The sequence below is a fragment of the Brevundimonas sp. P7753 genome (assembly GCF_013386595.1).
Lineage (GTDB): Bacteria > Pseudomonadota > Alphaproteobacteria > Caulobacterales > Caulobacteraceae > Brevundimonas > Brevundimonas bullata.
Window position 1 is genome coordinate 19,595 of record NZ_JACARP010000023.1, and the last position, 26,130, is coordinate 45,724.

General features: G+C 65.8%; 31 protein-coding genes and 1 pseudogene. 15 read left to right on the forward strand and 17 right to left on the reverse strand.

What is annotated here, in order from left to right:
- Nucleotides 1–230 precede the first annotated feature (230 nt).
- Nucleotides 231–1,118: a hypothetical protein gene (locus tag HX774_RS05145; protein WP_218650284.1), complete on the forward strand. Its 888-nt coding sequence runs from the start codon at nt 231–233 to the stop codon at nt 1,116–1,118.
- Between the two features lie 189 nt (nt 1,119–1,307).
- Here HX774_RS05145 and HX774_RS05150 read toward each other — a convergent pair whose 3' ends face one another.
- The 3 genes from HX774_RS05150 to HX774_RS05160 all read right to left on the reverse strand — a co-directional run bounded on the left by HX774_RS05150 (nt 1,308) and on the right by HX774_RS05160 (nt 3,561).
- Nucleotides 1,308–1,490, reverse strand: coding sequence for a hypothetical protein (locus HX774_RS05150; protein ID WP_178824833.1), 183 nt, complete (start codon nt 1,488–1,490; stop codon nt 1,308–1,310).
- 212 nt (nt 1,491–1,702) lie between these two features.
- A complete protein-coding gene (locus HX774_RS05155) occupies nt 1,703–2,521 on the reverse strand; it encodes a TIGR02587 family membrane protein (RefSeq protein ID WP_178824835.1) in 819 nt (272 codons plus the stop codon).
- Nucleotides 2,522–2,667: 146 nt separating this feature from the next.
- Nucleotides 2,668–3,561: an SDR family oxidoreductase gene (locus HX774_RS05160; RefSeq protein ID WP_178824837.1), complete on the reverse strand. Its 894-nt coding sequence runs from the start codon at nt 3,559–3,561 to the stop codon at nt 2,668–2,670.
- Nucleotides 3,562–3,908: 347 nt separating this feature from the next.
- On the opposite strand from HX774_RS05160, the gene HX774_RS05165 reads away from it, so the two are divergent.
- The 5 genes and pseudogenes from HX774_RS05165 (at nt 3,909) to xth (ending at nt 7,929) form a co-directional block, all read left to right on the forward strand.
- Complete coding sequence (locus tag HX774_RS05165; RefSeq protein WP_255500079.1) at nt 3,909–4,865, forward strand: NAD(P)/FAD-dependent oxidoreductase; 957 nt, start codon at nt 3,909–3,911, stop codon at nt 4,863–4,865.
- An 84-nt stretch (nt 4,866–4,949) separates the two neighbouring features.
- Nucleotides 4,950–5,219: pseudogene (locus HX774_RS05170) on the forward strand (SemiSWEET family sugar transporter); the annotation flags it as partial.
- 485 nt (nt 5,220–5,704) lie between these two features.
- Nucleotides 5,705–6,439, forward strand: coding sequence for a Crp/Fnr family transcriptional regulator (locus tag HX774_RS05175; RefSeq protein ID WP_370523343.1), 735 nt, complete (start codon nt 5,705–5,707; stop codon nt 6,437–6,439).
- 336 nt (nt 6,440–6,775) lie between these two features.
- Nucleotides 6,776–7,018, forward strand: coding sequence for a hypothetical protein (locus tag HX774_RS05180; RefSeq protein ID WP_178824842.1), 243 nt, complete (start codon nt 6,776–6,778; stop codon nt 7,016–7,018).
- 137 nt (nt 7,019–7,155) lie between these two features.
- Complete coding sequence (xth, locus tag HX774_RS05185) at nt 7,156–7,929, forward strand: exodeoxyribonuclease III (protein ID WP_178824844.1); 774 nt, start codon at nt 7,156–7,158, stop codon at nt 7,927–7,929.
- A gap of 22 nt (nt 7,930–7,951) precedes the next feature.
- On the opposite strand, the gene HX774_RS05190 is transcribed toward xth, so the two are convergent.
- Nucleotides 7,952–8,326: a hypothetical protein gene (locus HX774_RS05190; RefSeq protein WP_178824846.1), complete on the reverse strand. Its 375-nt coding sequence runs from the start codon at nt 8,324–8,326 to the stop codon at nt 7,952–7,954.
- Nucleotides 8,327–8,520: 194 nt separating this feature from the next.
- Nucleotides 8,521–8,754, reverse strand: coding sequence for a hypothetical protein (locus HX774_RS05195; protein ID WP_178824848.1), 234 nt, complete (start codon nt 8,752–8,754; stop codon nt 8,521–8,523).
- Nucleotides 8,755–8,851: 97 nt separating this feature from the next.
- Here HX774_RS05195 and HX774_RS05200 point away from each other — a divergent pair, with 97 nt between their 5' ends.
- The 3 genes from HX774_RS05200 to HX774_RS05210 all read left to right on the forward strand — a co-directional run bounded on the left by HX774_RS05200 (nt 8,852) and on the right by HX774_RS05210 (nt 10,262).
- Complete coding sequence (locus HX774_RS05200) at nt 8,852–9,223, forward strand: hypothetical protein (RefSeq protein WP_178824850.1); 372 nt, start codon at nt 8,852–8,854, stop codon at nt 9,221–9,223.
- A gap of 478 nt (nt 9,224–9,701) precedes the next feature.
- Nucleotides 9,702–9,938 carry a DUF378 domain-containing protein gene (locus HX774_RS05205; RefSeq protein ID WP_178824852.1) on the forward strand — a complete coding sequence of 79 codons (237 nt, stop codon included), beginning with the start codon at nt 9,702–9,704 and terminating at the stop codon, nt 9,936–9,938.
- Nucleotides 9,939–10,004: 66 nt separating this feature from the next.
- On the forward strand, nt 10,005–10,262 hold the full coding sequence (locus tag HX774_RS05210) for a hypothetical protein (RefSeq protein WP_178824854.1): 258 nt from the start codon (nt 10,005–10,007) through the stop codon (nt 10,260–10,262).
- A 369-nt stretch (nt 10,263–10,631) separates the two neighbouring features.
- On the opposite strand, the gene HX774_RS05215 is transcribed toward HX774_RS05210, so the two are convergent.
- Both HX774_RS05215 and HX774_RS05220 read right to left on the reverse strand, forming a co-directional pair.
- Nucleotides 10,632–11,402, reverse strand: coding sequence for a DUF2243 domain-containing protein (locus HX774_RS05215; RefSeq protein WP_178824856.1), 771 nt, complete (start codon nt 11,400–11,402; stop codon nt 10,632–10,634).
- A 253-nt stretch (nt 11,403–11,655) separates the two neighbouring features.
- Complete coding sequence (locus HX774_RS05220; protein WP_178824857.1) at nt 11,656–12,402, reverse strand: Crp/Fnr family transcriptional regulator; 747 nt, start codon at nt 12,400–12,402, stop codon at nt 11,656–11,658.
- A gap of 773 nt (nt 12,403–13,175) precedes the next feature.
- Here HX774_RS05220 and HX774_RS05225 point away from each other — a divergent pair.
- Nucleotides 13,176–15,251: a glycoside hydrolase family 65 protein gene (locus tag HX774_RS05225; RefSeq protein WP_178824859.1), complete on the forward strand. Its 2,076-nt coding sequence runs from the start codon at nt 13,176–13,178 to the stop codon at nt 15,249–15,251.
- A 566-nt stretch (nt 15,252–15,817) separates the two neighbouring features.
- Here HX774_RS05225 and HX774_RS05230 read toward each other — a convergent pair.
- Nucleotides 15,818–16,387 (reverse strand): alpha-ketoglutarate-dependent dioxygenase AlkB, encoded by a 570-nt coding sequence (locus HX774_RS05230; RefSeq protein ID WP_178824981.1) that lies wholly within the window; start codon nt 16,385–16,387, stop codon nt 15,818–15,820.
- A gap of 5 nt (nt 16,388–16,392) precedes the next feature.
- On the reverse strand, nt 16,393–17,481 hold the full coding sequence (dinB, locus tag HX774_RS05235; RefSeq protein WP_178824861.1) for a DNA polymerase IV: 1,089 nt from the start codon (nt 17,479–17,481) through the stop codon (nt 16,393–16,395).
- 207 nt (nt 17,482–17,688) lie between these two features.
- Between dinB and HX774_RS05240 the strand changes: the two genes are divergently transcribed.
- Complete coding sequence (locus HX774_RS05240) at nt 17,689–17,931, forward strand: hypothetical protein (protein ID WP_178824799.1); 243 nt, start codon at nt 17,689–17,691, stop codon at nt 17,929–17,931.
- A 178-nt stretch (nt 17,932–18,109) separates the two neighbouring features.
- Here the strand turns inward: HX774_RS05240 and HX774_RS05245 are convergent, their stop codons facing one another.
- The 5 genes from HX774_RS05245 to HX774_RS05265 form a co-directional block, all read right to left on the reverse strand.
- Nucleotides 18,110–19,282: a zinc-dependent alcohol dehydrogenase gene (locus HX774_RS05245; protein ID WP_178824863.1), complete on the reverse strand. Its 1,173-nt coding sequence runs from the start codon at nt 19,280–19,282 to the stop codon at nt 18,110–18,112.
- An 18-nt stretch (nt 19,283–19,300) separates the two neighbouring features.
- On the reverse strand, nt 19,301–19,816 hold the full coding sequence (locus HX774_RS05250; protein ID WP_255500084.1) for an SRPBCC family protein: 516 nt from the start codon (nt 19,814–19,816) through the stop codon (nt 19,301–19,303).
- Nucleotides 19,817–19,888: 72 nt separating this feature from the next.
- Nucleotides 19,889–20,347: a hypothetical protein gene (locus HX774_RS05255; RefSeq protein WP_178824867.1), complete on the reverse strand. Its 459-nt coding sequence runs from the start codon at nt 20,345–20,347 to the stop codon at nt 19,889–19,891.
- A gap of 1 nt (nt 20,348) precedes the next feature.
- Complete coding sequence (locus HX774_RS05260) at nt 20,349–20,936, reverse strand: DUF4142 domain-containing protein (RefSeq protein WP_178824869.1); 588 nt, start codon at nt 20,934–20,936, stop codon at nt 20,349–20,351.
- A 230-nt stretch (nt 20,937–21,166) separates the two neighbouring features.
- A complete protein-coding gene (locus HX774_RS05265; protein ID WP_178824871.1) occupies nt 21,167–21,382 on the reverse strand; it encodes a hypothetical protein in 216 nt (71 codons plus the stop codon).
- A 153-nt stretch (nt 21,383–21,535) separates the two neighbouring features.
- Between HX774_RS05265 and HX774_RS05270 the strand changes: the two genes are divergently transcribed.
- Nucleotides 21,536–22,192 (forward strand): DUF6766 family protein, encoded by a 657-nt coding sequence (locus tag HX774_RS05270; RefSeq protein WP_178824873.1) that lies wholly within the window; start codon nt 21,536–21,538, stop codon nt 22,190–22,192.
- Here the strand turns inward: HX774_RS05270 and HX774_RS05275 are convergent.
- The gene (locus tag HX774_RS05275) at nt 22,189–22,917 is read right to left on the reverse strand and encodes a DUF72 domain-containing protein (protein ID WP_178824875.1); all 729 of its coding nucleotides are present in this window, start codon (nt 22,915–22,917) and stop codon (nt 22,189–22,191) included. The genes HX774_RS05270 and HX774_RS05275 overlap by 4 nt on opposite strands.
- A gap of 37 nt (nt 22,918–22,954) precedes the next feature.
- Complete coding sequence (locus HX774_RS05280; protein WP_178824877.1) at nt 22,955–23,203, reverse strand: hypothetical protein; 249 nt, start codon at nt 23,201–23,203, stop codon at nt 22,955–22,957.
- A gap of 214 nt (nt 23,204–23,417) precedes the next feature.
- Here HX774_RS05280 and HX774_RS05285 point away from each other — a divergent pair, with 214 nt between their 5' ends.
- The 3 genes from HX774_RS05285 (at nt 23,418) to HX774_RS05295 (ending at nt 25,662) form a co-directional block, all read left to right on the forward strand.
- On the forward strand, nt 23,418–23,612 hold the full coding sequence (locus HX774_RS05285; RefSeq protein WP_178824879.1) for a hypothetical protein: 195 nt from the start codon (nt 23,418–23,420) through the stop codon (nt 23,610–23,612).
- A gap of 407 nt (nt 23,613–24,019) precedes the next feature.
- A complete protein-coding gene (locus tag HX774_RS05290) occupies nt 24,020–24,781 on the forward strand; it encodes a histidine phosphatase family protein (protein ID WP_178824881.1) in 762 nt (253 codons plus the stop codon).
- Nucleotides 24,778–25,662 carry an NAD(P)H-hydrate dehydratase gene (locus HX774_RS05295; RefSeq protein WP_178824883.1) on the forward strand — a complete coding sequence of 295 codons (885 nt, stop codon included), beginning with the start codon at nt 24,778–24,780 and terminating at the stop codon, nt 25,660–25,662. Before HX774_RS05290 ends, HX774_RS05295 begins: the two co-directional genes overlap by 4 nt.
- 87 nt (nt 25,663–25,749) lie before the next feature.
- On the opposite strand, the gene HX774_RS05300 is transcribed toward HX774_RS05295, so the two are convergent.
- Nucleotides 25,750–25,995: a hypothetical protein gene (locus tag HX774_RS05300; protein ID WP_178824885.1), complete on the reverse strand. Its 246-nt coding sequence runs from the start codon at nt 25,993–25,995 to the stop codon at nt 25,750–25,752.
- Nucleotides 25,996–26,130 lie beyond the last annotated feature (135 nt).

Genomic DNA, 26,130 nt, shown 5'->3' on the forward strand with positions numbered 1-26,130 from the left:
AAGACTGATTTTCCAATGGCGGAGACATCTTGCCTGCTGCAGGGACTAGCGCCCGCCCCCTGGATCGCATCGCTTGGCGCTTGCTTCGACGCCTTGATCGGGTCCAGCAGGGTGTTCATTCGGGTGGTCGCCCCGCGCTGCGAAGTTCCCGCCCGCTTGTCGGAGGCCCGGGAGCAACCGACAGCACGCAGAGCCGTTCATCGCGGAACCTTCACCTTGACGAGCAAACCATGACCTCAATCCGCTGTCTGCCCGCCGCCGCTGTCGCTGTCGCTCTCGTCGCCTGCCCAGCAGCAGCTCAGAACACCGGCGACGCGCCTTCCCAGCAGCAGGAAAGGATCGGGGCCATTCTTGGCGCGCTTTTCGGCGACCGATTGGGCGTTACGACGTCGATCGAAGCCCAATGGGCGGCGGGACGCACGCCGCTCCTGACCCAACGCAACCAGTTCACCGCTCGTATTGATTCCGACGTCCGCTCCGGCGCGATCAATCAAATGACCGGAACCCGGCTCAAGAGCGATTATGCGGCGCTTGTGGATCTCGAGACCCGCTACGGATCTGATCGTCGCTTTACAGCGGAAGAACGCGCGGACCTGGCCAGCCGCTACGAAGCCCTGACCCGCGTGCTCGCAGACGGCCGCTATGCCGACTCTTCGTCGGAGGTCGCTTCGGTCGTCGCCGGCAAGGCGGACTTTGACCGACGGGTCGATACGGCTGTGTCGACGCGTCGCCTGAGTCGTACGGAAGGGTCGCGGCTCAAGGGCGACTACGCCGCCCTGATCCAGGTCGAAGCGGGATATCTGCGCGACGGCCAGATCACGGTTCGCGAACGCGAGGATCTCGACTCCCGGCTGGACGCCCTCGACGCCCGCGTCGGCGACGTGGGATATGGGAGCGGGACAACGGCTCAGACGCCGAGCAGTCGTCTTGACGCCGTGCTTCGGGGCCTGCCTTATTCGGGTCTTTCCGCCGCCGCCCAGACGCAGCTGCGCATCGAGCACGGCGACCTTGACCGACTCGCTGCGGCTTACGAACGCCTTGCTCCGTCGGCGGATGACCGGACCTATCTGGAACGGCGCGTCGGCGAACTCGAGACCCGGGCCAAGGTGCGGCGCTGAAGCGTCGAGCGCACGGCACGCGCGGGGCAGAAGCGAAACCGATCGCTGACCTGCCCCGCAACGCCCGTCTGCGCCCCGTCCGGGAGCCGTCCAGCCCAGTCCGGCAAGAGATGCGGGCCGATGAAAAGCTCAGGGCTTCGGACCCGCCAGTTGCAGTGAATCAGGCAGGCCGCTGGCGTCTCCCATGGCTCAGGGATCGCTCCATCCCATGACCCGGACGCGCGCCTGAGGTTTCGCATTGGAGGAAAACACCAGGGTCGCCCGCTTTTCGCCGCGCCCCGGCACATAGTCCAGGCTGGCCCGCGCCCGCTCCCCTTCGGCTTCGCCTTCTATCTCGACAGCGGCCGCCGTCATGTCGCCCTTGTTGAGCACCCTGACCTCCACAGCCCAACCCGATGCGACGGGCCGAGGGGCCTCCGGTCTGACAGAAAGATCCGGCGGCGATTGATGAGCGAATGCGGAGCGGGACAGCACCACGATTGCGGCCAGGGTGACGACGAGACCCAGGAGGGCGCACAAGCCCTGCAACCGGGACGGCGCTCCCTCGTCGGATTTTCTGCGGCTCTTCATCCTGGTCATCATCCTCATACCAGAAGCCGGGCCGCCGCGGCCCCCAGAGCCGCCGGGAAAGCCAGCACGACCACATTAGCCATGATCGCCCCCGCCCCATGCCCATCGACAGCGGCGAAGGCCCACAGCATGGCGAAGCTCGCCGCCAGACAGAGGGCGTAGCCCGGCAGGGTGAAGTGCAGGAAGGCGCGAAGCGGCGTTTCCTTCTCTTCCTGGCCCGCAAAGCCTGCTTCGAAGACGATGACATGCAAGAGGACCATGGAGACGACCATCAGCCCCAGAGCGCCCAACGGCGTGGTCAGATAGGCGATCAGTCGCATTTCCTCGGTCGGCGCGAGATTCATGGCGAAATAGAGCGCGCCCGCCAGCATGAGAAAGAGCTCGCCCGGGTAGGAGGCCTCGTCCTCGTCCCCCTCTTCGCCGTCGCCGGAAAGCTGGCGGCGGGCCGCCAGGGCGCCCAGAGCCGCCGGCGCCGCCTGAAGGGATATCTGTCCGGTCGCCGACGTCAGGGAAGCGTAATCAAGGACATTGAACAGAGCCAGGAGCGCGGCCGAGGTCACGTAGCCGACGGCGAGCGCGACCAGGGTGTCCAGGGTATTGTTCATCAGACCCCTGCGCGCCGAAAAGCCCGCGTAATGTGCGAGACCGTAAAGCACCGGCAGCGCCCCGAGCACAAAGGCGAGGCGTCGCAAAGGGGGCGCGGACACGCCCAGAGCCCACATCTCCATCGTCATCAGGAGGGGCAGACTGAACAGCAGGGCTCCGCCGAAGGCGCGGCCGAGATCCGTGAGATAGCTCAGCTCCGATTTGGCCCCGTGAACCGCGGCTTGCATCCTTCCCCCTCATCTCCGGCGTCGTGCTTCGACCCGATGCGCCTTCCGTAAGCCGCCGCTGAACCGCGCAGTCTCAAGCGTGCCTGGAGCCAACGTCCACCCAGCCTTGCTGTTCCTCTCTGTCGATGACCCGGCTTGGGGACGTCTCAGCCGACCCCCGCCCCGCCGGTGACGCCCCAGACCTCTCCCGTGACGAAACTGGCCTCCTGTGAGGCCAGCAGCACATAGACAGGGGCGATCTCCACGGGCTGTCCCGGACGGCCGAAGGCGCTATGGGCGCCGAACTGCTCGACCTTCTCCTGCGGCTGGCCGCCGCTGGGCTGCAGCGCGGTCCAGAAGGGCCCGGGCGCTACGGCGTTCACACGCACGCCCTTGTCGATCATCTGTTTGGCCAGGGCCTTGGTGTAAGCGACGATGCCAGCCTTGGTCGTGGCGTAGTCCAGCAGGATGTCCGACGGCTCATAGGCCTGTATCGAGGCGGTGGTGATGATGGACGCCCCCGGAGGCAGGTGCGGCGCCGCAGCCTGACACAGCCAGTGCAGCCCGTAGAGGTTGGTTTTCATCGTCGCGTCGAAATCCTCTGTCGAGACCTTAGACACGTCTTCTCGGTATTGTTGATGTCCAGCGTTGACGATGAGAATATCCAGTCCGCCGAAGGCCTCGACGACCCGCTCGACCATGGTCGCGTTCCAGGCCTCGTCGCGGATGTCGCCCGGCAACGCCAGAGCCCTGACCCCGGCTTTCTCGATCAGGGCGATCACCTCCCTGGCGTCCGCCTCCTCGGACGAAAGATAGCCGATCGCCACGTCTGCGCCCTCGCGGGCGAAGGCGATGGCGATCGCCCGCCCTATGCCGGAATCGCCGCCCGTGATCAGGGCCTTGCGCCCCTTTAGCCGACCATGGCCGACATAGCTGGCTTCGCCGTGATCCGGCCTGGGGCTCATGCGGCCCGCCAGCCCCGGCTCGGGCTGGGGCTGGCGGGGAAAAGGCGGTCGGGGGTACTGGCTGCGGGGATCCTGCATGGCGAGGCGATCGGTCATCGGGTCAACCTTGTGAGGAGGCGCGCGACGTCAGGCGGCGCGCTAACATGCTGATCTAATGCCCTCGCCGCACGGCGCGTTCCGCTGCGCAGACCCGTCCCATGACGGCGGCGGGATCTCAGGCTTGCCCCCGTCGCGCTCTCTATCGCCTTCGGTTCTTAGGCGAAGAAATCGCGATCGCGCCTTTGAGTCACCGGCTCGGGTTGTTGACGCACAGCGCCGCCTGAGGCCGCTCCGTTCGCCGCCGCCAAGGTGAGACGCGAACCTCAGGTCATTCGTCAAAAAAAGAAGACGGAACGGCGCGCTCCTTCATCTGTTCGCACGGAACGTCACCACGAAGCGAACCCATGGCCGCAGAAACAGAACTGACCGCTGACCCCGATGTCGCCATCGTCGGCGCCGGGCCCGCAGGCTTGACCGCAGCCCTCTATCTGGCGCGATTTCGCCGGAATGTGCTCGTGCTGCATGACGGCAAGAGCCGAGCTCTACGCATTCCTCTTACGCACAACGCTCCCGGATTCCCGGAAGGCGTTCGCGGCCCGGACCTCATCGCACGCATGACGCGCCACGCCGTTCAGTATGGCGCGGCCATCCAAGAGGCTGAGGTCACCGCCATAAAGGCCGTGACTGGCGGATTTCGCCTTCACCTCGGAGACGGTTCGACGCGCGTGAGTCGCGGCGTCATCCTGGCGACAGGCGTGGATCTCAATCAGGTCGATCTGCCGGAAGCCGCCCATGAGGCGGCGATCCGGGCGGGGGTGCTGCGCTACTGCCCCGTCTGCGACGGATATGAACACATTGGCAAACGGATAGGCGTGATCGGCTGCGACACCAATGGCGCCGCTGAAGCCCTCTTCCTGCGCGGATATTCCAGCGACATCACCTTGATGCCGCTCAACCGTCCCGACATCTCCTCCGCCGAGGCGCGGGCCCTGATCGATGCGGGGATCCGGTTGGAGACAGGCGCCCTTCTCGCTCTCGAACCCGGCGCTGATCACATCATCGTTCGTCTGGACAGGGGCGCGCCGTTGACCTTCGACGTCATCTACCCGGCCTTGGGGTGTCGCCCGCGTTCAATCCTGGCGGAACAGCTCGGGCTCCGCCTCACGGAGGACGGCTGCGTGACGTCCGACTCCATTCTCGACAGTCGGGCGGCAGGCGTCTTCGCCGCGGGAGACCTCGTCGAAGGCCTGGATCAGGTCAGCGTGGCCATGGGCCACGGCGCTGTGGCGGCCACCCGGGCGCACAACTGGCTGCGCGAGCAGGCGCAGGTCACGCTCCGGAGCCAAAGAACCGGGCGATGACGCGTTGCCGCCTACTGAGGCGACACTGCCGGCGCACGCGCCCGAACCCAAGGAACAGCATAAAGCGCCTGACGTTGCGGCCGTATGAGTGAACTTCTCGCCAACATCGTCGGCTCGGCCGCCGCCGTCTGCTCCGTCACCAGCTTCGCGCCCCAGGGCGTCAAGATCTGGAAGGAGAAGGACGCCTCGGCCGTGAGCCTGAAGACCTATGGACTGACCGTCACCTGCTTCGTCCTCTGGGTGATCTACGGCGTCATGACCCAGGCCTGGCCCGTGACGATCGCAAACGCCTGCGCCCTGGCCATGGCGTCGGGCGTGCTCTTCATGAAGTGGCGTTTCAGGGACAATGGTCCCCGGGCTGGCGATCCTAGCGTCCCAGACGCTCCCGCCTTCGCGACGGAGCCGGATGAGACGCCTATTCGACATAAGGTCTCAATGAAGCATGGAGCGAAGGAATAGTTTTGAAGCCGTCTCAAGCTCGACGCCCTGAGAAACACGGGAAGAGTTGTCAGCGAGCCTGTGACGGAGGGCGACGCGGGGCCCATCATGACAGACCGCTTGGAAGCTGCTGGCGACCGGCATCGGCTTCCTTGTCAGGCCTCGCCAGACCGCCGAACTTCACGCCGCGCGGTCAAGGTCCTCGACAAGTTCGGCCCGAACCCCGCGCCGCGGCCTCGCAAATCGGCAAAGGCTTAGACGATCTTCAGGCGAGGCAGCGCGGAACCAAACCCGGTCAGCGAGACGTTTTGCTTGCTGATCAAGGGAGGCACACTCGTTTCGAGCGGCCAGTTCCTGTCGCCATCGCGGTCTTAATTCGGGGGCTTGCTCTGGATTTCCTGGTGCGCAAACTCAGGCATGGCGCCTGGATCGATGAGGACGACGAGAGGTCATTACGTGCCCTTTACGAGGGCGTGCGTCTGGTCCACGCCCGCGGCGATATCATTCGCGAAGGCGCGACGCCGCGCTTCCTGACCCTCGTGCTAGAGGGCTGGGCCTGCACCTATCGGGATCTTGGGAACGGCCAGCGCCAGATCCTGTCCATTCTGCTTCCCGGAGACCTCGCCGAACCCTTCGGCATCTTGCCCGACTTCGCCGATCACTCCATAGGCGCCGTCACCCAGGTCACCCTCGCCCAGGTAAATCCTGACGCGATCCGGGCTGCGGCGAGCGCCAGCCCCCGGATCGAGCAGGCTCTGTGGTGGGATCTGCTCGTGACGATCGCGATCGAACGGGAGCATGCCGTCAGCCTCGGCAGGCGCACCGCTTCGGAGCGTCTCGGTCATCTTCTCTGCGAGTTGCATCTTCGTCAGGCCCTGGTGGGGTTGGCCGAGGGCGCCTCATGTGAGTTCCCTTTGACCCAGTCGGAGCTGGCTGATCTGCTTGGCCTGTCCGCCGTTCACGTCAACCGTTCCCTCCAGGACCTGAGGGGCAGGGGTCTCGTCAGTCTGCGAAACCGCAGACTCATCATTCACGAACTCGAGGCCCTCAGGAACTTCTCCTTTTTCGATCCTGACTATCTTCATGCTGATACGGACGCCCTTCATTCCGGCGAGCTCTCGTTGAGAGGTGAATGACAGATCACGCCCGGCGCATGAGAGCGATCTGGCGGCCGACAATTAAGGTGACCCTCAGAGCTCGCACGAGACGGGTTGATGGAACGCCCGCCGCTGTGAAATCTGTTGCTGCGGTCGGCGACCCTAAACCGCCAGCCGGGAGGCGGACGGCCGGGCGTCCGCACGCAAGATCAGTTCACCTGCGCAATACATGTCGGGGACGCCGAGCGGGTGCATCAGAGCTGTCCTGCTCGGATCGTCGGTTCTTTCGCGCGGTCGAACCAGGCGATCAGCCCGCCGTGCCGACGTCTGACCCGCGGGTTCATCCGATCTCCCCGGTCCTGCGTATAGAGGCCCATGAAGGCGCTCTACAGATATATCGTCACGCAACCGGACAAGGAATTCGTCCTCGACAACGCGGCCGCCACGGACGCCGTCGCCTATCGCGAAGGGGTTCGTTTCGCCGCTGAATTGCTCGCTGAACAGTCTTCGCCCGGTCAGAGGCCTATCAGCTTTGGCCTGGTCGTTCTGAACGCCGACGGCCGCGAGATCTGGCGCGTGGACATCAAGGCTTCAGCTCCGCCAGACGCAGGTTCATGAGGCGACGCCGGCCAGGCGTCCGCGGAACGACTTTCGCGGCGGCCGCCTTTAAACACCATGGTCTTTCCGCCTATTGCTCGAACGGTTCTTGCGTCTGACGCGGGTCGCCGGACCTCACCTTACCGGACAGGTCCGCGATGAGGATCGCCACCTATAACGTCAACGGGATCAACGGCCGGTTGCCCGTTCTGCTCCGATGGCTGAAGGCAACCCGCCCGGAGGTCGTCTGTCTGCAGGAGCTTAAGGCGCAACACGGCGACTTCCCTGCAAAGGCCCTGGGCGACGTCGGATATGAAGCGATCTGGCTCGGTCAGAAGAGCTGGAACGGGGTCGCCATCCTGGCGAGGGACGCCGCCATCCATGCGACCCGCCGGGGCCTCCCGGGCGACCCTGACCCAAACCAGAGCCGTTATATCGAGGCTGCGATCAACGGCGTCCTGGTGGGTTGTCTCTATCTGCCCAACGGGAATCCCGCGCCCGGTCCTCGGTTTGAGTACAAGCTCGCCTGGGCGGAAGCCTTCATCGCTCATGCCGCCGGGCTGATTAAGACCGGTGCTCCGGTGGTCCTGGCGGGCGACTACAACATCATCCCGACCCCGGCGGACGTCTACAAGCCAGAGCGCTGGACAGACGACGCCCTCTTTCGTCCCGAGGCGCGCCACGTCTTCAGCCGCCTTCTCGACCAGGGATGGACAGACGCCCTGCGCCTGCACCACCCGCAGGAAATCCTTTTCACCTTCTGGGATTACTTCCGGAACGCCTACGCCCGCAACGCGGGACTCCGCATCGACCATCTTCTCGTCAGCCCGTCGCTCGTTGATCGCCTCCGCGCCTCCAGCGTCGATCACGAGGTCAGAGGTTGGGACCGATCAAGCGACCACGCTCCGACCTGGATCGAGATCGCACCCTGAAGCAACCGGCCAACGGCCCAGGTCAGAAGGACAGGCCGTTCTCAATCCGGCGAAACAGCGTGAGGGCCTGAGCGTCGTCCAGAGCGTCGATATCGACGCCGGCCGTGAGATCAACCAGGAGATCAATCACAGTCCCGCAGGCTGCGCTGTCGGTCGGCGCCTCCGACTGCACCCAGGCCGCAATGGCCGCGAGCGTGTGCAACGCTTCCTGATCGGTCATGGGACTGTCCTGAAGGGCGGCGGCGGCGGCGATCTCCCGCATTTCCCACAAGGCCTTGCGACAGGCGTCCGGGTCCTCTTGTCGTGGGTTCTGCGCAATCGCGGCGACGGCCGGCGACGCCGCCACGCTCACGACCAGCTGGAACAGGATCTCGCCTCTGCTTGAAAAAACGGTCATCCGCGCCTCGCGCGAAATCCAAAAGCCGGGTCCGTCATCCCGAAGAAGTTCGCCCAAGGTGCGAACCGCCTCGACCCGGGCCTCCTGCATCGAGGCAAGGCTCGACTCCCACCTGAACCTTCCACCCTCAGGCCCCGCGTCGGACTCGAATATGAAGCTCAGCATCTTGCCCTGAAGCTTGCGCGCTTCCGAAGTCAGCGTGACGAAGGGGCGGCGTCGACCCCCGGAGCGCCATCCGAGGTCCCGCGATCGTCCGAGCGGCCGGTTGCATCCATGGACGTCGTGGTGGCCTCATCCTGAAAGGCGGCGGCGTCTTCGACCTGCGCCCCGTTATCGACGGGCGCGGCGGCGAAAGGTCCCGCCCAGAAGGCCCAAACCAGGGCGAAACCGACGGCCGTCAGCAGCAGCCCTCCCAGGAGGACCGCCATGATGCGCGCGCCTCTTCGCCCCTGGCGGACGTACTGAGCCTGGACCGGTCGGTTGTTTCGAACGGCCCGCGCCGAGGCTTCATGGGGAGTGTGGGGCATGTTCGTCCTCTTCATCTTGGAGCGGGCGCGGAATTCCGCCCGGCGAACGCGTCCCAATCGACGCCTCGTGCTGTTGTGGAACGACCGCTCACAGGCTCAAGAGGCCGAGCACCAGCATCAAGAGGCCGACTGCTGCCGCGCATCCGTACCAGAAGCTCGGCGTGAGGCGCGGCCCTCCGGGCTGGAATACAGGCTCCGTCGGGAGAGGATCGCCTGGTCCCTCTTCGGCAGGGACGACCGAACGCGCGCCACCGGCCTCTTCATCGGCGCCGGCGGGAGCCGTGCCGGGATCAAAGATCGGCCTGGCGCCATGGCCGCGACGACGCCATTGGGCGTCCTTTTCCTGAAGGGGGTGGGGCATGCGATCTGAATCCATGACGCGACCCGTGGTTCCTATTCGGGGGTCGTAGGTCGGGAAGGCGACACTGGAACGGCCCGCTCTTCGCCCACGTGGTGTTCAAAACATCCGCTCTCGACCTCAGTGCGGGAAAACACCTCCTCCTGACCGTCGATCAGCAGTTCGTCGGCCAGATCGTCGAGCACCTCGCATGCTTGACCGATCGTCCCTGGAGCGTTCGGGCCGGGCTGATCCGCCGTTATGCGCTTCCTGTTGCGGGGTCCGGACCTGTCACGCCTCTGGTTCATGGTGCTGCGCCTCGCGTTCGCTACGTCTCCACGAGAACAATCCATCACCACGCTGACGGGTTCAGTCGGGCTGAGCGATGGACCGAACGTCCCGAAAGGACGGGCCGAAAGAGACGGCGGCCCTGCACCTCTGACCGATACCGGTCTCAGCGGAACAAGGAGGGGGCCCGCCCGATTGACCGGCATCGTACGGAGGAAAGACAATGAAAGTCGTCAATCTCGTCACCCTTCTTCTGGTCATCATCGGCGCGGTGAACTGGGGTCTTGTGGGCGCCTTCGATCTCAATCTCGTTTCCGCCCTTTTCGGCGACGGCTCCGCAGCCGCTCGCGGCGTCTACATTCTTGTGGGGATTTCGGGTCTTTGGCAGCTGGCGCCTTTCGCCCGGGCGTTGCAGATCGATGAGCCTCGCGCCGAAGCCGGTCGTCGCCTTGCCCGCTGAACCTCCGCCGAGACGGGCCGCGTCCAGTCCGGGACGGGTTCCGGCCAGAAACGCCAGGGACTGGTCATGATCTACTTCTGTTTCATTGAAGGCGACGCTCAGCATGATGTCGAAATGACGCTGTTGAAAGCCGTCGAAGACGGCACAGCGATGCAGGAGGCCAGAGCGCTTCATTTCGGCGGACGGACCGGCTACGTCTTCGACGGCGACCGCGCGGTCGGCTCCGTGGAGACGTCCCGCGAGCCGGCGTCGGACCAGTCCTTGTTCGGCAGGATCGATTACGAACCGTTCGGCGCGCCTCTCTCGTCAGGCCCGGACGCCTGATCGGTCGATGGTCGTCGCCGGGACTCAAATCTCTACCTATCCTGCCGGTGGCAGGACAAGCGTTGAAACCCAGCATACTCTCACTGGACATGCCGGGTCGTCGGTTCGACGCCGCCGACCGACGACCCGAGACGACCGCGCCTTGAGAAGCAGGGCCGCGGCCCGAGGTCGCCACGGCGAAGCTCATTTCTGAGAAATAGACCCCTGCTTGCGGGCCAGCGCGCAGCGGAACTACTTCCCTCAAACGAGGTCTCATCCCTCGCGTTCAGGCCCGCTTTAACCGTTGCATCGGGCTCGGCGTTCGACAGCGAAACGTTCGATGCTTCGCTGGCGTGTCGAACCCGCTGCCATCGTGGTTGTTCAGATAGGTCACGCCCGGCTCCAGTCGAAGCATCCGGCAGGCAGGCCCGAGCCGCTGACCAGCACCGCCCCGTGTCGATACAGGGACCACCTTCGGGAGGGATCGAGTCTGAAAACCACGACCGACATTTCCGCGTCCGACCAGACCAGCCGGGCATCCGTCGCCGCCATCGCTCTGACCGCCGTTTCTGGTCCGGCCCCGGGTTGGAAAACCACCGTTGTGAACTCCGGCTGATCTGACGGCGGCTGAAATGCCCACACTCCCGCCCCCGTGCTGACCAGCCCGAGCAACAGAACTGTCAGGGTCGCAGGGTTCACGGGCGACAATCCCCGCTTTCGCCTCAGCAGCAGGGCTCCAAGCAACATGGGAACCAGGGCGAAGGCGAAGAACCAGATCAGATCCCACATCAACGGGCTGGGGCTGTCCAGTTTTACGCGGTGTATGCCGAGGATCCAGTGAGAGAGCACGCTGTCCACAAAGTGCCAGACGCCGAAGCCTAACAGAATCGCTCCGAGGGTTTGAAGCCCCCACGGCCCTGTCCCCTCATTGCGCGCCCGCCACAGCCCCCAGAGGCCGAGGGCCGCGATCGCATACATGAGGGCGTGGAAATAGCCGTCCCAAAGCACTTGAAAGCGGAGGCTGGAGACGTCCGGCACCAGACTGAGAAGGTGATGCCATTGAAGAATTTGATGGAGCAGGATGCCGTCAAAGAACCCGCCAAGGGCGAAGCCCAGGACCGTCGCCCATCGAATCCAGCGGGAGTTGCACAAGTCCTTCATCCCGTCTTGAAACAGGCGGCGATCGCTTGAGTTCCTATGTCGGCTTCCATCCTTAAGCGGAGTTTGCCGCACCCGCTGAGCCTCCTTCGCTGCGCGGCGGGCTCGGTCGCTGGGTTGGCCATCAGGAATGGCGAGCTCGTCGGCAGCTCCAGAAACAGCTTGCTCGCCACCCCGGTCGAGCGGCCCACGCTCTTTGTCAAGGCATCGACAAAGGGCAGCCTTGAGACGCGGGGGTCGTGGCCCGTCCGTAACCTTAGGCGATGGCGCGCAAGAGATCGGCGGGCGCCTCCAGATAGGCGGACTCGAACTCGCCAAGGGCGGCCAAGGCCTCCAGATCCGGAAGGCGCACCCTCCCCCCGGACATTTCGATCAACCCTTCCTCTCGCAGTTCCCCGATGATGCGGTTGACGTGCACTGCGGACATTCCAAGCATGTCCGACATCTCCGTCTGGGTCATGGGAAGGCGGAAACCGTCGCCCTCCGTCAGCCCCACGATCTCCATCCTCATGAAGAGTTCGCAGAAGAAACGGGCGAAGCGCTCCTTGGCGTTTTGCACGCCCAGGGACAGCACCCATTCGCGGCTGATCGCCCCGTCAACGAGGGTTTCCAGCCAGAGGCTGCGCATCAGCTCCGGTTCTTCACGGATCAGCCTGTCGAGCGCTGAATGGGAAATGACAGCCGTTCTGCAGTCGGTGAGGGCGGTAAGGCCTTGGGGCTGTCGCTTTTTCAGCAAGGAGCCAAGGTTTACAAAATCTCCGGGAATACAGATCTCGGTGAACTGACGGCGCCCATCAGCCAAAATGCGGTAGCGCGCGCAGAAGCCTGCCGTCAGGAACATGCACGTCGATGCGTAAGCGCCCTCTACGACCAGATCCTCCTTCGCAGAAACCCGTCGTGTCGAGGAAAAAGCCTGTGAGAGCCGATTGATGGCCCGAGCCGGGACATCCCGGCGAATGCTGAGCTTCGCGAACAACAGGTCAGAAAGATCAGTATCGGACACTCTCGACTCCATACCGGCTGCGTGCGCTGACGCGCCATGGCCTTGTCTGGTTCGCCTTTTGGTTGGATCCAAGCAGTCTGGCTGCGCGTCACGATAACGCCGCTGGGCCAGAAGTGTTTCTTCCGTCCTGTAGTCCCGCCGGCCAGAAGGCCGGAGGTCCCGCTAAGGCGCGCTCGAAGCCTCACTTCGGGTGCTCGGGAGGCTGAATCAATGTGTGAAATCGGACGAACAAAGCTGCCGCCGAAGTTCCGAGAGGCTCAAGACTCTTCCCTGCTACGACTTCGACAATGCGCCGGAAGCGGTCATTTTCGGCTAATCCCAAACCGGACGCGCCGGTGATCAGAGGCTCGCTCGCTGCAGACGATCCTCGTCAAGGACGCACCTAGGCCATAACCCACGGCGGCGAGGACGACGCGCCCCCTCCCTCCGGAAAAAGGAGCAGCTCCAAGACCGGAGCCCGACACAGGTTCGGCCCGGCCTCATGAAAAGGAACCAACCTGTCAAGAAACCGTCTGTATGGCGGGGGCCGGTCAGGAGCAGGGTCATGACATCCGAGCAATCCCTTGGGCGGGCGCGCAACGCCGCGACGCCGAGCGGCAAGCCCGAAGCCGCCGAATCCGACAAAGCCGTGATGCGGGTGGGTCGCGAGTCCCGCCGGCGCGCCGGCCCGGACGGGCCGGACGCCACGATAGTCGGCGACATCTTCAAAACGCCTCCCGGTCAGGGGCGAGCAAAAGAACCCAGAGGAAAAACGCCTGGGGCGCGTCCCCCAAATGGATGACCGACCTGCGTCGCCGCTGAATCCCGAAGCCGTTTCGGGGCCACGAGACGGCGACCTGCCGGCCTATCTCGGCAACGGCCTGATTGGCCTGAGGGTTCGCGAGGTCCCCCTCTTCGCCGGCATGGTCCTTGTCAGCGGCCTGACCGGCGCCCATCCGGAGCGCGGGATCGAGGCGGCGGCCGCCGCCCCCTATCCGCTGTCCGGCGATCTGGCGATCAACGGCGTCTGGATGAGCGAGCAACCCTGGGCCGTCGGCGATCTCCGTCAGTCCTACGACTTCGCGACCGCCGAGCTCCACTCCGCCTTCAGTTTTCGGGTCGGAATGCGGAGCCTTGCGGTTGAGGTCGTGACCTTCGCCAGCCGCACGGCCCCCTCGATCGTCGCCCAGGAGGTCCGGGTTGCGGCCGATGGCCCCTGCGAGGTGAAGTTCCGGTCCGTCGTATCGATCGCCGGACTGACCGGACGGGTCGCGCGACGGCGCACGGACACGCCCGGGGAACCCGAACCTGTCTGCGACGGCAGCCTCTTGTGGGAAACGGCCGAAGCGCTCAGTCAATGCGGCCTGGCTCTCGGCACCGAAGCCCCGGCGTCCGCCCGGCGCCAGGTCCTGACCTGGAGCGACGCCGGTCCCCTCTGCACGGAGTATGAGATTCGGCTGGCCTCAGGGAGACCCGCGAGGTTCAGGCAGCTGGCGGCCCTGGTCCCCTCCGCCCTCCATGCCCGGCCTGACGAGGAGGCCGTCAGGCGCCTGGCGCGGACGGCCAAGGATGGTTTTGAAGTCCTGAGACGTTGCAACCGCGCAGCCTGGGCGGAGATTTGGGAAGGCCGGATCGTCATTGTCGGCGCGAGTGCGCGACACCAGGCGCTTGTCGACGCCGCCTACTACTATCTGAACGCCTCCGCCCACCCCGCTTCGCCGGCCTCCACCTCGATCTTCGGCCTCGCGACCTGGCGGGACTATCACTACTACTACGGCCATGTGATGTGGGATGTAGACGCCTTTTGCCTCCCGCCTCTGATCCTCACGCAGCCGGACGCGGCCCGCGCCATGCTGGGTTTCCGGAGTCGGGGTCGGCCCGCTGCGGCGGCCAATGCGCGCCTCTCCGACCGCCAGGGGCTGCAATATCCCTGGGAAGCCGCACCCGGCACGGGCCAGGAAGCGTCGCCCGGCGCCGGCGACGCAGCGCATCATGAGGACCACGTCTCTCTGCATGTGGCACGCGCCTTCTCTCTCTTCGCCGACGCCACGGGCGACCAGCGATTTCTCGAGGAAGAGGCCTGGCCGGTGCTCAGCGGGGTGGCCGACTGGTTCACGAGCCGGGTGAGCCGGACAGACCGCGGCTTTGAGCTTCTGCGTTCGATGGGACCGGCCGAGGTGCCCTCGCCTCCGGACAACGACGCCTTCAGCCTCATGGCCGGCGCGGACGTGCTTCGGCGCGCCCTGCGGGTCGCCGAGCGCCTGCGACAGACCGCGCCCGACGCCTGGAAGACGGTTCTCGCCGATCTCTATCTGCCGGTGCGTTCCGACGGGGTCATCGCCGCCCATGACGACTATGACCGCCGCGAGGAAAAGGGCGCGACCCCCTCCCCCCTCGCCGGCCTCTTCCCCTATGACTATCCGGCCTCCCCCTCTTTGAGCCGCAAGACGCTGGCCTTCTACCTGAAACTCTGGCCCGACTATGTCGGGTCGCCTATGCTCCCTGCTCTCTACTGCGCCTGGGCGACCATGGCCGGCGATCGGGACCTGGCGCTGAGGCTCTTTGAGGAGGGCTTCGCCGCCTACGACCGGCCCCGGTTTCACCAGTGCCTTGAGTACCGGCAGGATCGAGCCGAGGGTCCCGCAGCCGGTCCCTTCTTCGCCAACCTCGGCGGCATGCTTCTCGGTCTCTGCTTCGGGCTGACCGGACTGGTGGTGGACGACGGCGAGCCGGAGTCCTGGGCCCGCCGCCCCATCACCCTGCCGACGGGCTGGGAGGCTGTCAGGATTGAGCGTCTCTGGATAAGAGGCCGCTCAGCGCGCCTTGTCGCGCGGCAAGGCGCCGAGCGCGCCGAGCTGTCCTTCTCCTGAGGTTAGGACGTGGCCGCAGGCTAGCAACGCGCTTGAAGACCTCGCTCGCCCTCCACCTGCAGGCCTTCAGCGTCGGCTCCGCATCGAAGACGGAAGGCCAGGGGTGAAAACACCTCTCCGCTCCGAGCGTCCTGAATGGCGACCCCTGTCAGCCCCTGAGCCTCGAATGACGCCGCCAGGCGCAGGGCGGCGTGGTCATCGGACACGCAGGTGGCGAGGTCTTTCTCCCCGACTTCATAGATGACCAGATAGGGCAATGATCACTCCCAGTTCCGCCTCCCTCGAGAAGCGCCCTCGCCGGGCGTCGTCTCCCTGTGTCGGAAGCCCGACACAGGCGCGCTCAGGACGTGCGCGTCCCGACCTGGAGCGGCGGGTCTCTCTAAAGACAGTGACGAAGAACGTGCGCCTTAAGCCGCGGCGCAGTATCGCAGGCGGCAAGGATTAGGCCTGCATATCGCCCTGGTCTTCTGGCCCATGAGCGGTAGGCCGGCGAAGCCCGGCAAGCGCGTTCGAAGTCTGGGGACTGGCGACTGGGCCTGCCGTCTCCCGCCAAGCGCGCTCACCTATCAAGCCAGGGTTCTGAAGGTGATGGAATATCGCAGGGCCCTCATCGGCGAGATCGAATGCTCCCACTCTCTGCGCGCTTCTCCGGACAGACGATAAGCCGATCCAGGCGCCAGCGGCGCCGCTGACCGGCGCCATCCCGCGTCCGCCCTCTGGCGCAGGCGCATGACGCAAGGCGCTAGGAAGGAGACGCCGAAGATCTCCCCGTAAACCGGCCTGTCGCGGTGCCATCCGATCCCGGCTCCGGGGGCATATTCATTGATGAGGACCTGGACGAAGGCCTCTTCATCAAGGTCGAGCCGTCCGGTCAGACGTCCCAGGAGCCCTTTCAGAAAATCCGGCCAGGGATCGGCTGCTTCCAGCCTGCCCCGTTCCAGATCATAGCGGCGCCCGAAGGCGGCGATCTGCCGGAAGCCCTGGTAGCCCATGTGCTCATAGGGCCTGAAGCTCAACCGCTGCAGTTGCTCGACCACCGCCGCTTGCTCGAATGCCGACAGGACATCCGGCCAATAGTCGAAGCCCGGAGGCACGGCAGGTTGAGGCGCGTGCCCGAACAGGTCGGCCTGGAGCATGGCCGTCACAGCCCCAATTCGCCCGAAGACGCCCCTGACGACCTTCCCGGCGACGCCTTCTCCAGATTGGAAAGGGTCACGCCGACAAGCCGCACGCCCCGGGTCGGTGGATAGAGGGATCGCACCAGCAGGCGGGCGATCTCGCGCAGCCGCGCCTTCGAGGCGACCGGCTCATCAAAGGACCGGCTGCGGGTCGATTGCTGGAAGTCAGCCCACTTGATCTTGACCGTCACGGTCCGGCCCAGCGACCCGGCCTTCTCGCACCAGGCCCAGACATCGTCCGCCATCTCGTCCAGCCCGGCTTCGATCTCCGATGGGTCGACCAGGTCGCTGGCGAAGGTTGTCTCCGATCCGCTCGACTTGCGTTCCCGATCTGGATTGACCGGGCGGAGATCCTCTCCCCGGGCCACGCCATGGTACCAGGCGCCGGACTTGCCGAAGTGATGCTGCAGGAAGGCCAGGGACTGACGCTTCAGGTCCGCGCCGGTCTCGATGCCCAGGCGGTTCATCTTCTCCGCCGTCACCGGCCCGACGCCATGGAAACGCTTCACAGGCAGGGCCTCGACAAAAGCCTCCCCTCGCCCCGGCGGGACTACGAACTGGCCGTTCGGCTTGCGCTGGTCCGAGGCCAGCTTGGCCAGGAACTTGTTGTAGGACACCCCGGCCGAGGCCGTCAGACCGGTCTCCTCGAAGATGCGCGCGCGGATCTCCTCCGCCGTCGCCGAGGCCGTCGACAAGCCCCGGATATTGGCGGTGACGTCGAGATAGGCCTCGTCGAGGGACAGGGGTTCGATCAGGGGCGTGTAGTCTGCGAAGATGGCGTGTATCTGCGCCGAGACGGCGCGATAGACCTCGAACCGGGGCGGTGTGAAGATCAGGTCCGGGCACTTACGCAGGGCCGTGCTTGAGGGCATGGCCGAGCGCACCCCGTACCGGCGCGCCTCATAGCTGGCGGCGGCGACCACCCCGCGCGAGGCGGCGTGACCTACGGCCACCGGCCGTCCACGCAGGGCCGGATCATCCCTCTGCTCCACCGAGGCGAAGAAGGCGTCCATGTCCACATGGATGATCTTGCGAGGCGCGGCGACGTCCATGCGCCACGCCTACCAGAAAGAGAACAAATCCGGAACTGATATCCTGCCCGTCAGCAGCCGCTCCACACCACGCAACCAGGGCGCCCGCCCAGGCAAGGGACCGAAACGGGTTCCGCCAAGGCTGCCAGGGCCCGCTGCCGGACAGTAGGAACACGGCGTCATGCCCACGGTTCGACAGGCGTGGACCAACAAAAGGGAGACACGTCAATGGACCGAGACAAGGACGCCGACCGCTGGGGCGGCCCGGGCTCAAGTCACCAGAACCGGCAGGCCCCGCAGCCCGATCCCGTAGTGAAGGACGCCGAAGATCCCGATCATCTGTCGCCCCGCAGCCAGGTCTCGGGCGGCGGAGGCGAGAAGGATGTGCACAAGGGCCATCCGGCCGAGGCGCGTTCGACCAGGCAGGCGTCCAGCGAGGAGAAGCGCCATGAACGCAACAATCGCCAGTAAACGCCTCGGTCCTTCGAGCGACGAAGCCCGCTGGGCCCGTCGCCTGAGCCCGGACTAGCCCGACCGCCTGCCTTCATCCGACCGCGTCGAGCCGCAAGGCTCCGCCATCGAGGCCCGTCTCCACCGGAGACGGGCCTTCGTCCTGTTCGCCGCCCAGCCGGACGCCCCCCGAAGCGGCTCAAGGTTTGAGGACGACCTTGGTCCACTCATTGGGATTGTCGTGGAAGTTCTTGTAGGCCGTCGCCGCCTCCTCGAGGGGAAGGCGATGGCTGATGAGGTCGGTCGTGTCGATCTGACCGTCCATCACCAGCTCCAGCAGCTTGGGCAGGTATTTCTGCACATGGGTCTGCCCCGTCTTCAGGGTCAGCCCCTTCTGCATGAAGGCGCCGATCGGCAGCTTGTCGCCGATCCCGCCATAGACGCCGGGCATGGAGATGCGCCCCCCCTTGCGGCAGGCCATGATGGCCTCGCGCAGGACATGCTGGCGATCAGTGCCCAGTTTGGTCTCCTGCTTGACCGCATCAATAATGTTATCCGGAGCGAAACCGTGCGCCTCCATGCCTACGGCGTCGATGCAGGCGTCAGGTCCGATACCCGCCGTCATCTCCTTGAGCGCCTCAAGCACCTTGACCTCATGATAGTTGAGCACCTCGGCTCCGTTCTGTTTCGCCAGGGCGAGGCGCCGCGGATGGTGGTCGATGGCGATCACCCGCGCCGCCCCCATGTGGATGGCGCTCTTGATCGTGAACAGGCCGACCGGGCCGCAGCCCCAGACCACCACCGTGTCGCCCGGCTCGATACCGGCGTTTTCCGCCGCCATCCAGCCGGTGGGGAAGATGTCCGAAAGGAAGAGCACGCGCTCGTCTTCGATGCCGTCAGGCACGACAATGGGACCGAAATCCGAGTAGGGAATGCGCGCATACTCGGCCTGGCCTCCGGCGTAACCGCCCGTCAGGTGCGAGTAGCCGAACAGACCAGCAACGGGGTAGCCGTAGGCGACCTCGGAGGCGTCGGATTTGTCGGCCGGGTTGGAGTTGTCGCAGGCCGAATACTGCTCCTTGCCGCAGAAGAAGCACTGCCCGCAGGCGATGACGAAAGGCACCACCACCTTCTGCCCGATCTTCAGACTCGTATTTCCCCGCCCCACCTCGACGACCTCGCCCATGAACTCATGGCCGAGAATATCGCCGCGGTGCATGCCCGGGATGACGCTGTCATAGAGGTGGAGGTCCGAGCCGCAGATGGCGGTGGCGGTGATCTTGATGATGGCGTCCCGAGAATTGACGATCTCGGGATCGGGGACCGTGTCCACCCGAACGTCGTGTTTGCCGTGCCAGGTCAGTGCGCGCATGGAATTCGTCCTTGAAGATCAGCCGCGGGGCGCGGCGACGGGAGCTTGGGAGGTGGAAACCTCGCCCGTCTCCATCAGCTGTTTGAAGCGGCGAAGTTCGCGTCGGGCCTGGATGCGCGGCTCGCGCTGCATCACCTTGGCCACGAGCTTGCCCACGGCGCCGGCGGGCGGATCATAGCTGATCATGACGCGAACCTCGGTCCCCCGTCCGAAGGCGTTGTCGCGGAACTCGACCCAGCCTTCGTGATCGATGTCCGCCACCTCCGTAGAGCGCCAGGCGATCTTCTCGCCCGGCCGATCTTCGACGATCTCGGTTTCCAGTTCGACGTCCATTCCGCCGGGACCGGCTATGACCCAGTCGCGTCCGTCGCTGCTGACGGACCGGACATTGGCCATGAAAAGGGGAAGATTCCGGAACTCGCGCCAGAAGGCGTAGAGCTCGGATCGGGGCCTATTGATCATGACGGCCTGGATGGACGAGGAGGCATGCTCCCCGTCGTGGACGTCGTCGTTCAGAAATCCTGTCGACGCCATATTCGCGTCAGTGCTTCTCGGCTGCGTCTGCATTGTTCTCTCCGGTTCCTGGGAGGCGGCCGCCTCCGCCCATCATCGTTTCTCGCGCGCCCTGGCGAGGTCGCGAACAAGCTTGGTCCGCGCCTGGTCAAACCGCGCCTTCTCTTCCGCGGCCCGGGCTTCAAGGCTCCTCATCTCGCCGCGCACAGCCTCGGCGCTGTCGGCATGAGCCCGCTCGAGCGCCTCTAGTTCGTCAGTGAGGCGCTGAACCCGACGCTGCTCGGCGGGCGTCGGCCCCTTGCGCGCCTTGGTTCGGGCCGCTCGAGGGCCAGCCTTGCCGACATCGACCGCCAGCCCCCGCTCGACGACCTCTCCAGGCCGCGCCCTAGCCGCCTCGGCGTCCTCGGCTTCGGGGGCTTCCCTGGCGAGGCCGGAAGCAAAAATGTCCTGCTGCATGCCCCAGGCGGCCAGGGCCTTGGGTCGGGAGGGGGCCGCCACCGTGAAACGATGAAAGCCGTCCGACCATTCAAAGACCTTCAGCCTGGGGGCCATGCTATTCGCCGGAAATCGACTTCTGGATTTCCTCGGCCTTCTGCAGATGGGCCTCGATCTTGGGCAGGACGGTGCGCGCGTGCGTCGCCAGGGCGGGCGCCTCCGCATTGTCCGAGAAGCCGCGGTGCAGGGTCACCGCCTCCTGATGAGCCGCGACCTGCTGATCGATGTAGACCTTGTCGAAATCGGCAGCGCTGGCGGACCTCAGGTTGTCGATCAGCCCCTTGCGCCGCTGATCGAGTTCCGCAGGCGGGGTCACGTTCGGGGCCGCAGTTGAGGCGGCCGCCTTGAACGCCGCGCTGGCGGCGGTGTGATCCGTCTTGATCATCTGGGCCAAGGCCTTGACGTCAGCCCGTTTCGCCCGTTCGAGAGCGATGTCGGCGGCCTGGATTTCATACATGTCTCCCATAGCGGCGCTCGGGACATAGGCACCGACCATATTGCTCCCCATGGTCGCGGCGGAGGTCTGACCCACCGGAGCCGAAACCGCGTCCTGGGCCTTGTCGACCGCCTCATCCCCCCCCTGCGGACTGCAGGCGGAAAGAAGCGCAGCGGCGGCTGAAGCGGCGATGATCGAGGCGTGGCGCATGGTCGTTAGCTCCTTTTGGGTGTGATTGAGGAAGCGCGCGGCGCGCCCGCAGGTTTCCCTCCCGGGCCCGCCGGGCGTGGCGAGACCCCGGCGAGCCCGGCGCAGCGGGGCTGCGCGCCACTGTCGGGAAGGCGACACAAGCTCGAACGCCGCGGTTGACGCCGACGCTCTCCGTTCGAAACGATCAGTCGAGCGTCGGAGTCTCGATCCGCCGAGCGGCGGCGGAGCTCCTACTCATCCTGAAGTCCCAGGTCACGGCGGAGATCAGCGAGAAATCCCCGGGTGACCTCCATGGTCGGGCTCTGTCCCACCTTGGCGTCCGCCCGGAGCAGGAGGCGCTGCACCTCCTCCTGCTCAAGAAGCCCCTTCTCCACGAGGGTGTCGAGCAGAGTCAGCTGCAAGGCGATTGAAGCGAGCGAAAGCGCTCCGGACTGCTGGGCGTTCATGGGCGATGTCCTTCCGGTGAAACAGGGCAATCCCTCCCGGAGCTGTCTGTTTCTCACGCTCGCTACCCGACACAGGGAGCCTCCACGGAGCCTCGGCGTCAGTAAGAGCCTTGACCGTATCACGACGTTTGATCAGGGCCTCCGGAGGACATCATGCGGATCTTGCGCGACAACGGCCTGACCCTCGTTCTTCTGCTCCTCTTCGCCGCCAGCATTCTGGGCCATGCCCTGACAGGGTGGCGGGTGGAGACGGCGGACGCCCTGCGTCACGGCCAGGACGGCGGCACGCTGATGGAATATCTCGGCAGCGCCGCCTTCCTGTCGACGGTCTTCGAGAATTGGGAAAGCGAGTTCCTGCAGATGGCGGCCTATGTGGTCCTCACCGCCTTCCTGATCCAGAAGGGCTCGTCAGAATCCCGCGCCCCCGAGGCTCCGCCCCGCGACGCCGATCTTGAGGCCCAGGCCGGAAAGGCGGGAGCGCCCGCGCCCTTACGCTGGGGCGCCTTCGCACGGGCTGTCTATTCCCGGTCGCTGGGTCTGGCGCTTGTGGTCCTTTTCCTCGCCTCCTTCATTCTCCACTGGACCCAAAGCGCGCGCGCGGCCGCGCAGGAGGCGCTGGAGCATGGCGAAGCGGCCAAGGGGGCCTTCGGCCATCTCGCCGACCCCCAGCTCTGGTTCGAGTCCTTCCAGAACTGGCAGAGCGAGTTCCTGTCCACGGCGGTCCTGGTGGTTCTGTCGATCTACCTGCGGCAGCGCGAATCGCCTGAATCCAAGCCGGTCGCCGCCCCCCACGACCAGACCGGAGACTAGGCGGACCTTGCCATCCGAACGAGCGCGAGCGCGTTCGCCGCCGCCGCACCCGAGGCGGTGTTGTCGAAGATGGCCCAGCGCTCAGCCCCGGCCGGACCTGCCGCCCTGACCCTTTGAAGAATGGCCTTGAGCCGGTCGAGCCCATAGGCCGAGCGGTACATGTCGGGACTGCCGTGCAAGCGGAAGTAGACATGGGCCCCGGAGCCGCCGGGCAGGCCTGCTCCCGGCGCCGGTTCTGGATCGGCCGCGACGCGCGCGACCCGGCGAGAGGCGAGCCATAGATCCGCCGAGGTCGTGAACCACGAAGCGTGCCGTGGCTCCAGCACGATAGACGCCTCGAGCACAGCCTCGAAGGCGTCCATAAATGCTTCTGCCCGGGCCTCGTCAAAGGCTAGGCCCGGCGGCGTCTGGATCAGGACTGGTCCCAGGCGGTCGCCCAGCCCCCTGAGATCGGCGGCCAGGTCCGCGAGCAGGTCTTCGCAATTCTCCAGTTTTCGACGATGTGTGATTTCGCGGGGCGCCTTTACGGCGAACCGAAAGTCCGCTGGCGTGGCGGCGGCCCAGCGCTCAAAGGTCGAGATCCGATGGCGGCGGTAGAAGGTGGAGTTGATCTCTACGGCGCCGAGGCGGGCAGCGTAACGTTCGAGTCCGCCGCCCGTGAGAGGAAAACGGTCTCTCACCCCTGCGGGAATGGCCCAGCCCGCCGTCCCGATCCGAAGTCTCATCTCCGAGCGTCCCCGCGGCCGGCGCGACCGTCAGGGATCACGCAGGATCGCGACGCGCCGCCATGCCGGGCGTGGTCGGCGCGAGCTCCTGCGCCTGGGTCTTGGGAGGCGGACCATCTGTTCTCTGCAGACCATCGTCAGGCGTCTCGCGGATTGAAAGGATGGAGTCCCCGTTGTTCAACAGGGGGGCGGCGGCGTCCGCCGCCTGGACATCCGTCGGAGAAGGAACCCTCAGCTTGCGCTCGGCGCCATGGGCGTCGGCGACGACGATCTCATAGAATTTCATATCCATTCCTCATCTGGTTCCCGGTTGTGTCGGCGAGCGCGCCAGACCGACATGTCTGGCGCCCTGCTGCTTCCGGGTAGCGCTTCGGCGGCGGACGCGTTCCGGACACGTCGCCCGAAGGCCGGATCGGCGACACATTGGCGACATGGGGAACAGGCGGCGCATTCCGGAGCTTGAACCCTCGAACGCCCAGCACGAAGGATAGAGAGCGCCCATGAAATCCGCTGACAAGCCTGCTGTCCTGCGCAACCCCAGGCGGCTCCTGAAGTTCGCTGGCCTTCTCCTTCTGCTTCTGGCCCTTGTCTACATCGGCACGGCTTTGACAGGGTTTCTGAGAAATCAGGAAAAGCGGCCGGACCCGCGAATGACGGGCGCCGAGGCGCCGCTTGAGCGGGCGGCGGACGACTGAAATCCATCACCGTGCGCAGACCGAAAAGTCGGAAGCCCGACCGATGGAACGCCGTCTTGCGCGTCTCGTTACGCCCTCCCGACGATCAGAAGGGAGACCCTCAAGTTCAATGTCAGCGGATCGCGTCTACGATCAGTATTTTTTCGCCGCCATGGCCGACCGCGGTTTCTACGTCTTCACGTCGCCGCCGCCCCACGCGAGGACGACGACGACGTCCGCGGCGCCGGTCTCGTCCCGCCCGAGCATCAGCGAATCCGGCCGGTCGGCGGCAGAATCCATTCCGGAGGCCGCTCCGCTTGCGGAGGCGGCTTGAGGCCGCCAACCGGCCCCTGCGCCCCCCCACTCCGGGGCGACGTACGGCCTTCGCCGTTCGGGCGTCCCGTTCCCCATCTACGGCGAGGCAAGCCTTGACCACCGTCCCCCACTGGCCGCTCGCCCTCTGGCTGGTTCGCCACGGGCAAAGCGCCGGAAACGTTGCGCTCGAAGCCGCCCATGCCGCTGGTCATGATCGCATCCAACTCGAGATGCGGGACGCAGACGTCCCGCTTAGCGCCGACGGTCTTGTACAGGCCGAGGCCCTCGGATCCTGGTTCGCGAATCTCCCGGCCCATGAACGTCCGGAAGTCGTACTGGCTTCACCCTACCGCCGCGCGCGTGAAACCGCTGAAGCGATTAGAGCCGGCGGCGGCTTGGCGGCGGTCTCCATCTCCCTGTGTGAGGACGAACGCCTCCGCGAGCGAGAATTCGGCGTCCTGGACCGCCTCACTGCCTCGGGCGTGGCGGAGCTATTTCCGGATCAGGCCGAAGCCCGTCGCCTCCTTGGAAAATTCTATCATCGGCCGCCGGGAGGCGAGAGCTGGTGCGATGTCATCCTGAGGCTTCGGAGCGCCCTTGACACCCTCAGCCTGCACCACGCCGGCAAGCGGGTCCTGATCATCGGCCACCAGGTCGTCGTTCTCTGTCTTCGCTACCTGCTTGAGCAACTCGACGAAGCCGAGGTGCTGGCGATCGACGCCCGCGGCGACGTCGCAAACTGCGGCGTCACGGAATATCGTCTGGCCGCCGACGGCGCCCGAATGGAACTGGTCCGGTACAACTTCACCGCGCCTCTTCGAGAGACCGGCGCCGCCGTCACCTCAGCGCCCGACGCCCCGGTGGCCGCCCGATGACTGTCGCCCTCCTGGACGCCGACCTGCTGGCCGGGACGCCCCTGCCGAAGCTCTCGCCGAACAGCGACAAGGAGGAGCGCGGGGCCGTCCTCGTGGTCGCCGGCGGCGGCGGGGTTCCAGGCGCGCCCGTGCTTACAGGTCGGGCGGCCCTTCGCGCGGGAGCAGGCAAGCTCCAGGTCGTCTCGACCCTGCGACTTCTGGGCCCTCTCGGCGCCGTCCTGCCCGAGGCGGCCATCCTATGCGTGCCCGAGACCCGGCGGCTCGAGATCGCCCTGCCCTCCCGTCCACGCGTCGCGGCCCTTGCCGCCCACGCTGGGTCCGTGGTGGTCGGGCCCGGGATGGCGCCGCGGAAAACCCCGCGCCGGTTCGCGCGAAGCCTGATGGAGGCCTGGCCTTTTCTCCCCATCGTGGTGGACGCCGCCGCCCTGCCCTCGCCGTCAGAAGCCGAGGTCTTCTCCCGATTGGCGAACGGGCGGGTCGTCCTCACGCCCCATGCCGGGGAAATGGCCCGACTGCTGGATCGGTCCCGGGAGGCGGTGCTCGCCGACCCTCTCGCCATGGCGCGGGATGCGGCGAGCCGACTGCGGTCCGTCGTCGTTATGAAGGGGGCCGCGACCTTCGTGGCCACGCCGTCCGGCCTGGCCTGGCGGCACCTCGGCGGAGTGGCCGGCCTCGCTACTTCCGGGTCCGGCGATGTTCTGGCCGGTTTGATCGCCGGACTCATGGCCCGCGGAGCCTCACCCCTCCAGGCCGCCCATTGGGGCGTCTATCTTCATGCGGCTGCGGGAAGGCGGCTCGCGGCAGGCCTAGGAGCGCTGGGCTTCCTCGCGTCTGAGCTGCCGGACCAGATTCCCGGGATTCTGGACGAGGTTGATCATTGACGGGCGCCGTCCAGCTATTTGCCGGCTCCAAAAAGATCCAACCCAGACGCCGTCGGATTCGCTGCATCGACAGCCGCGGCCCAGACTTTATTGACCCTTGTCGTCTTCGTCTGGAACGATCCCGTCCAGCACAAGCGCCATGCCGATGGTCATGACCACCCATGCATTCATGATCAATGCCGGGTCGCCTTCCGCCATGGCAAGCGCGGCTGCGCTGAGCCCGCCCGCAGAGAGCAGAGATCCGCACCCCATCTGCAAGGCGGTTTGACCTGGTTCATCTCGCGTCATCGTCGCCCCATCATCCCGACCCGGCGGTCCTGTGATGCTGATCATAGCCTCCGCCCTAGGCGGCGCCGGTCAGAGGCGCCCTCGGTCGGCCTGCGCTCCTGGCGACACGGACCTGATCGGTCATGTCTCTCATGATGCCTGGAGCGCGCCGGTTGCGCGGCTGCCGGATGCTTGGGCCTG

Bases quoted from the DNA above. Each gene is read 5' to 3' on its own strand.
- HX774_RS05145 (WP_218650284.1), top strand. From the start codon at position 231: ATGACCTCAATCCGCTGTCTGCCCGCCGCCGCTGTCGCTGTCGCTCTC.
- HX774_RS05155 (WP_178824835.1), bottom strand. From the start codon at position 2,521: ATGCAAGCCGCGGTTCACGGGGCCAAATCGGAGCTGAGCTATCTCACG.
- HX774_RS05160 (WP_178824837.1), bottom strand. From the start codon at position 3,561: ATGACCGATCGCCTCGCCATGCAGGATCCCCGCAGCCAGTACCCCCGA.
- HX774_RS05165 (WP_255500079.1), top strand. From the start codon at position 3,909: ATGGCCGCAGAAACAGAACTGACCGCTGACCCCGATGTCGCCATCGTC.
- HX774_RS05180 (WP_178824842.1), top strand. From the start codon at position 6,776: ATGAAGGCGCTCTACAGATATATCGTCACGCAACCGGACAAGGAATTC.
- xth (WP_178824844.1), top strand. From the start codon at position 7,156: ATGAGGATCGCCACCTATAACGTCAACGGGATCAACGGCCGGTTGCCC.
- HX774_RS05190 (WP_178824846.1), bottom strand. From the start codon at position 8,326: ATGACCGTTTTTTCAAGCAGAGGCGAGATCCTGTTCCAGCTGGTCGTG.
- HX774_RS05195 (WP_178824848.1), bottom strand. From the start codon at position 8,754: ATGGCGGTCCTCCTGGGAGGGCTGCTGCTGACGGCCGTCGGTTTCGCC.
- HX774_RS05200 (WP_178824850.1), top strand. From the start codon at position 8,852: ATGTTCGTCCTCTTCATCTTGGAGCGGGCGCGGAATTCCGCCCGGCGA.
- HX774_RS05205 (WP_178824852.1), top strand. From the start codon at position 9,702: ATGAAAGTCGTCAATCTCGTCACCCTTCTTCTGGTCATCATCGGCGCG.
- HX774_RS05210 (WP_178824854.1), top strand. From the start codon at position 10,005: ATGATCTACTTCTGTTTCATTGAAGGCGACGCTCAGCATGATGTCGAA.
- HX774_RS05215 (WP_178824856.1), bottom strand. From the start codon at position 11,402: ATGAAGGACTTGTGCAACTCCCGCTGGATTCGATGGGCGACGGTCCTG.
- HX774_RS05225 (WP_178824859.1), top strand. From the start codon at position 13,176: ATGGATGACCGACCTGCGTCGCCGCTGAATCCCGAAGCCGTTTCGGGG.
- HX774_RS05230 (WP_178824981.1), bottom strand. From the start codon at position 16,387: ATGCTCCAGGCCGACCTGTTCGGGCACGCGCCTCAACCTGCCGTGCCT.
- dinB (WP_178824861.1), bottom strand. From the start codon at position 17,481: ATGGACGTCGCCGCGCCTCGCAAGATCATCCATGTGGACATGGACGCC.
- HX774_RS05240 (WP_178824799.1), top strand. From the start codon at position 17,689: ATGGACCGAGACAAGGACGCCGACCGCTGGGGCGGCCCGGGCTCAAGT.
- HX774_RS05245 (WP_178824863.1), bottom strand. From the start codon at position 19,282: ATGCGCGCACTGACCTGGCACGGCAAACACGACGTTCGGGTGGACACG.
- HX774_RS05250 (WP_255500084.1), bottom strand. From the start codon at position 19,816: ATGGCGTCGACAGGATTTCTGAACGACGACGTCCACGACGGGGAGCAT.
- HX774_RS05255 (WP_178824867.1), bottom strand. From the start codon at position 20,347: ATGGCCCCCAGGCTGAAGGTCTTTGAATGGTCGGACGGCTTTCATCGT.
- HX774_RS05260 (WP_178824869.1), bottom strand. From the start codon at position 20,936: ATGCGCCACGCCTCGATCATCGCCGCTTCAGCCGCCGCTGCGCTTCTT.
- HX774_RS05265 (WP_178824871.1), bottom strand. From the start codon at position 21,382: ATGAACGCCCAGCAGTCCGGAGCGCTTTCGCTCGCTTCAATCGCCTTG.
- HX774_RS05270 (WP_178824873.1), top strand. From the start codon at position 21,536: ATGCGGATCTTGCGCGACAACGGCCTGACCCTCGTTCTTCTGCTCCTC.
- HX774_RS05275 (WP_178824875.1), bottom strand. From the start codon at position 22,917: ATGAGACTTCGGATCGGGACGGCGGGCTGGGCCATTCCCGCAGGGGTG.
- HX774_RS05280 (WP_178824877.1), bottom strand. From the start codon at position 23,203: ATGAAATTCTATGAGATCGTCGTCGCCGACGCCCATGGCGCCGAGCGC.
- HX774_RS05285 (WP_178824879.1), top strand. From the start codon at position 23,418: ATGAAATCCGCTGACAAGCCTGCTGTCCTGCGCAACCCCAGGCGGCTC.
- HX774_RS05295 (WP_178824883.1), top strand. From the start codon at position 24,778: ATGACTGTCGCCCTCCTGGACGCCGACCTGCTGGCCGGGACGCCCCTG.
- HX774_RS05300 (WP_178824885.1), bottom strand. From the start codon at position 25,995: ATGATCAGCATCACAGGACCGCCGGGTCGGGATGATGGGGCGACGATG.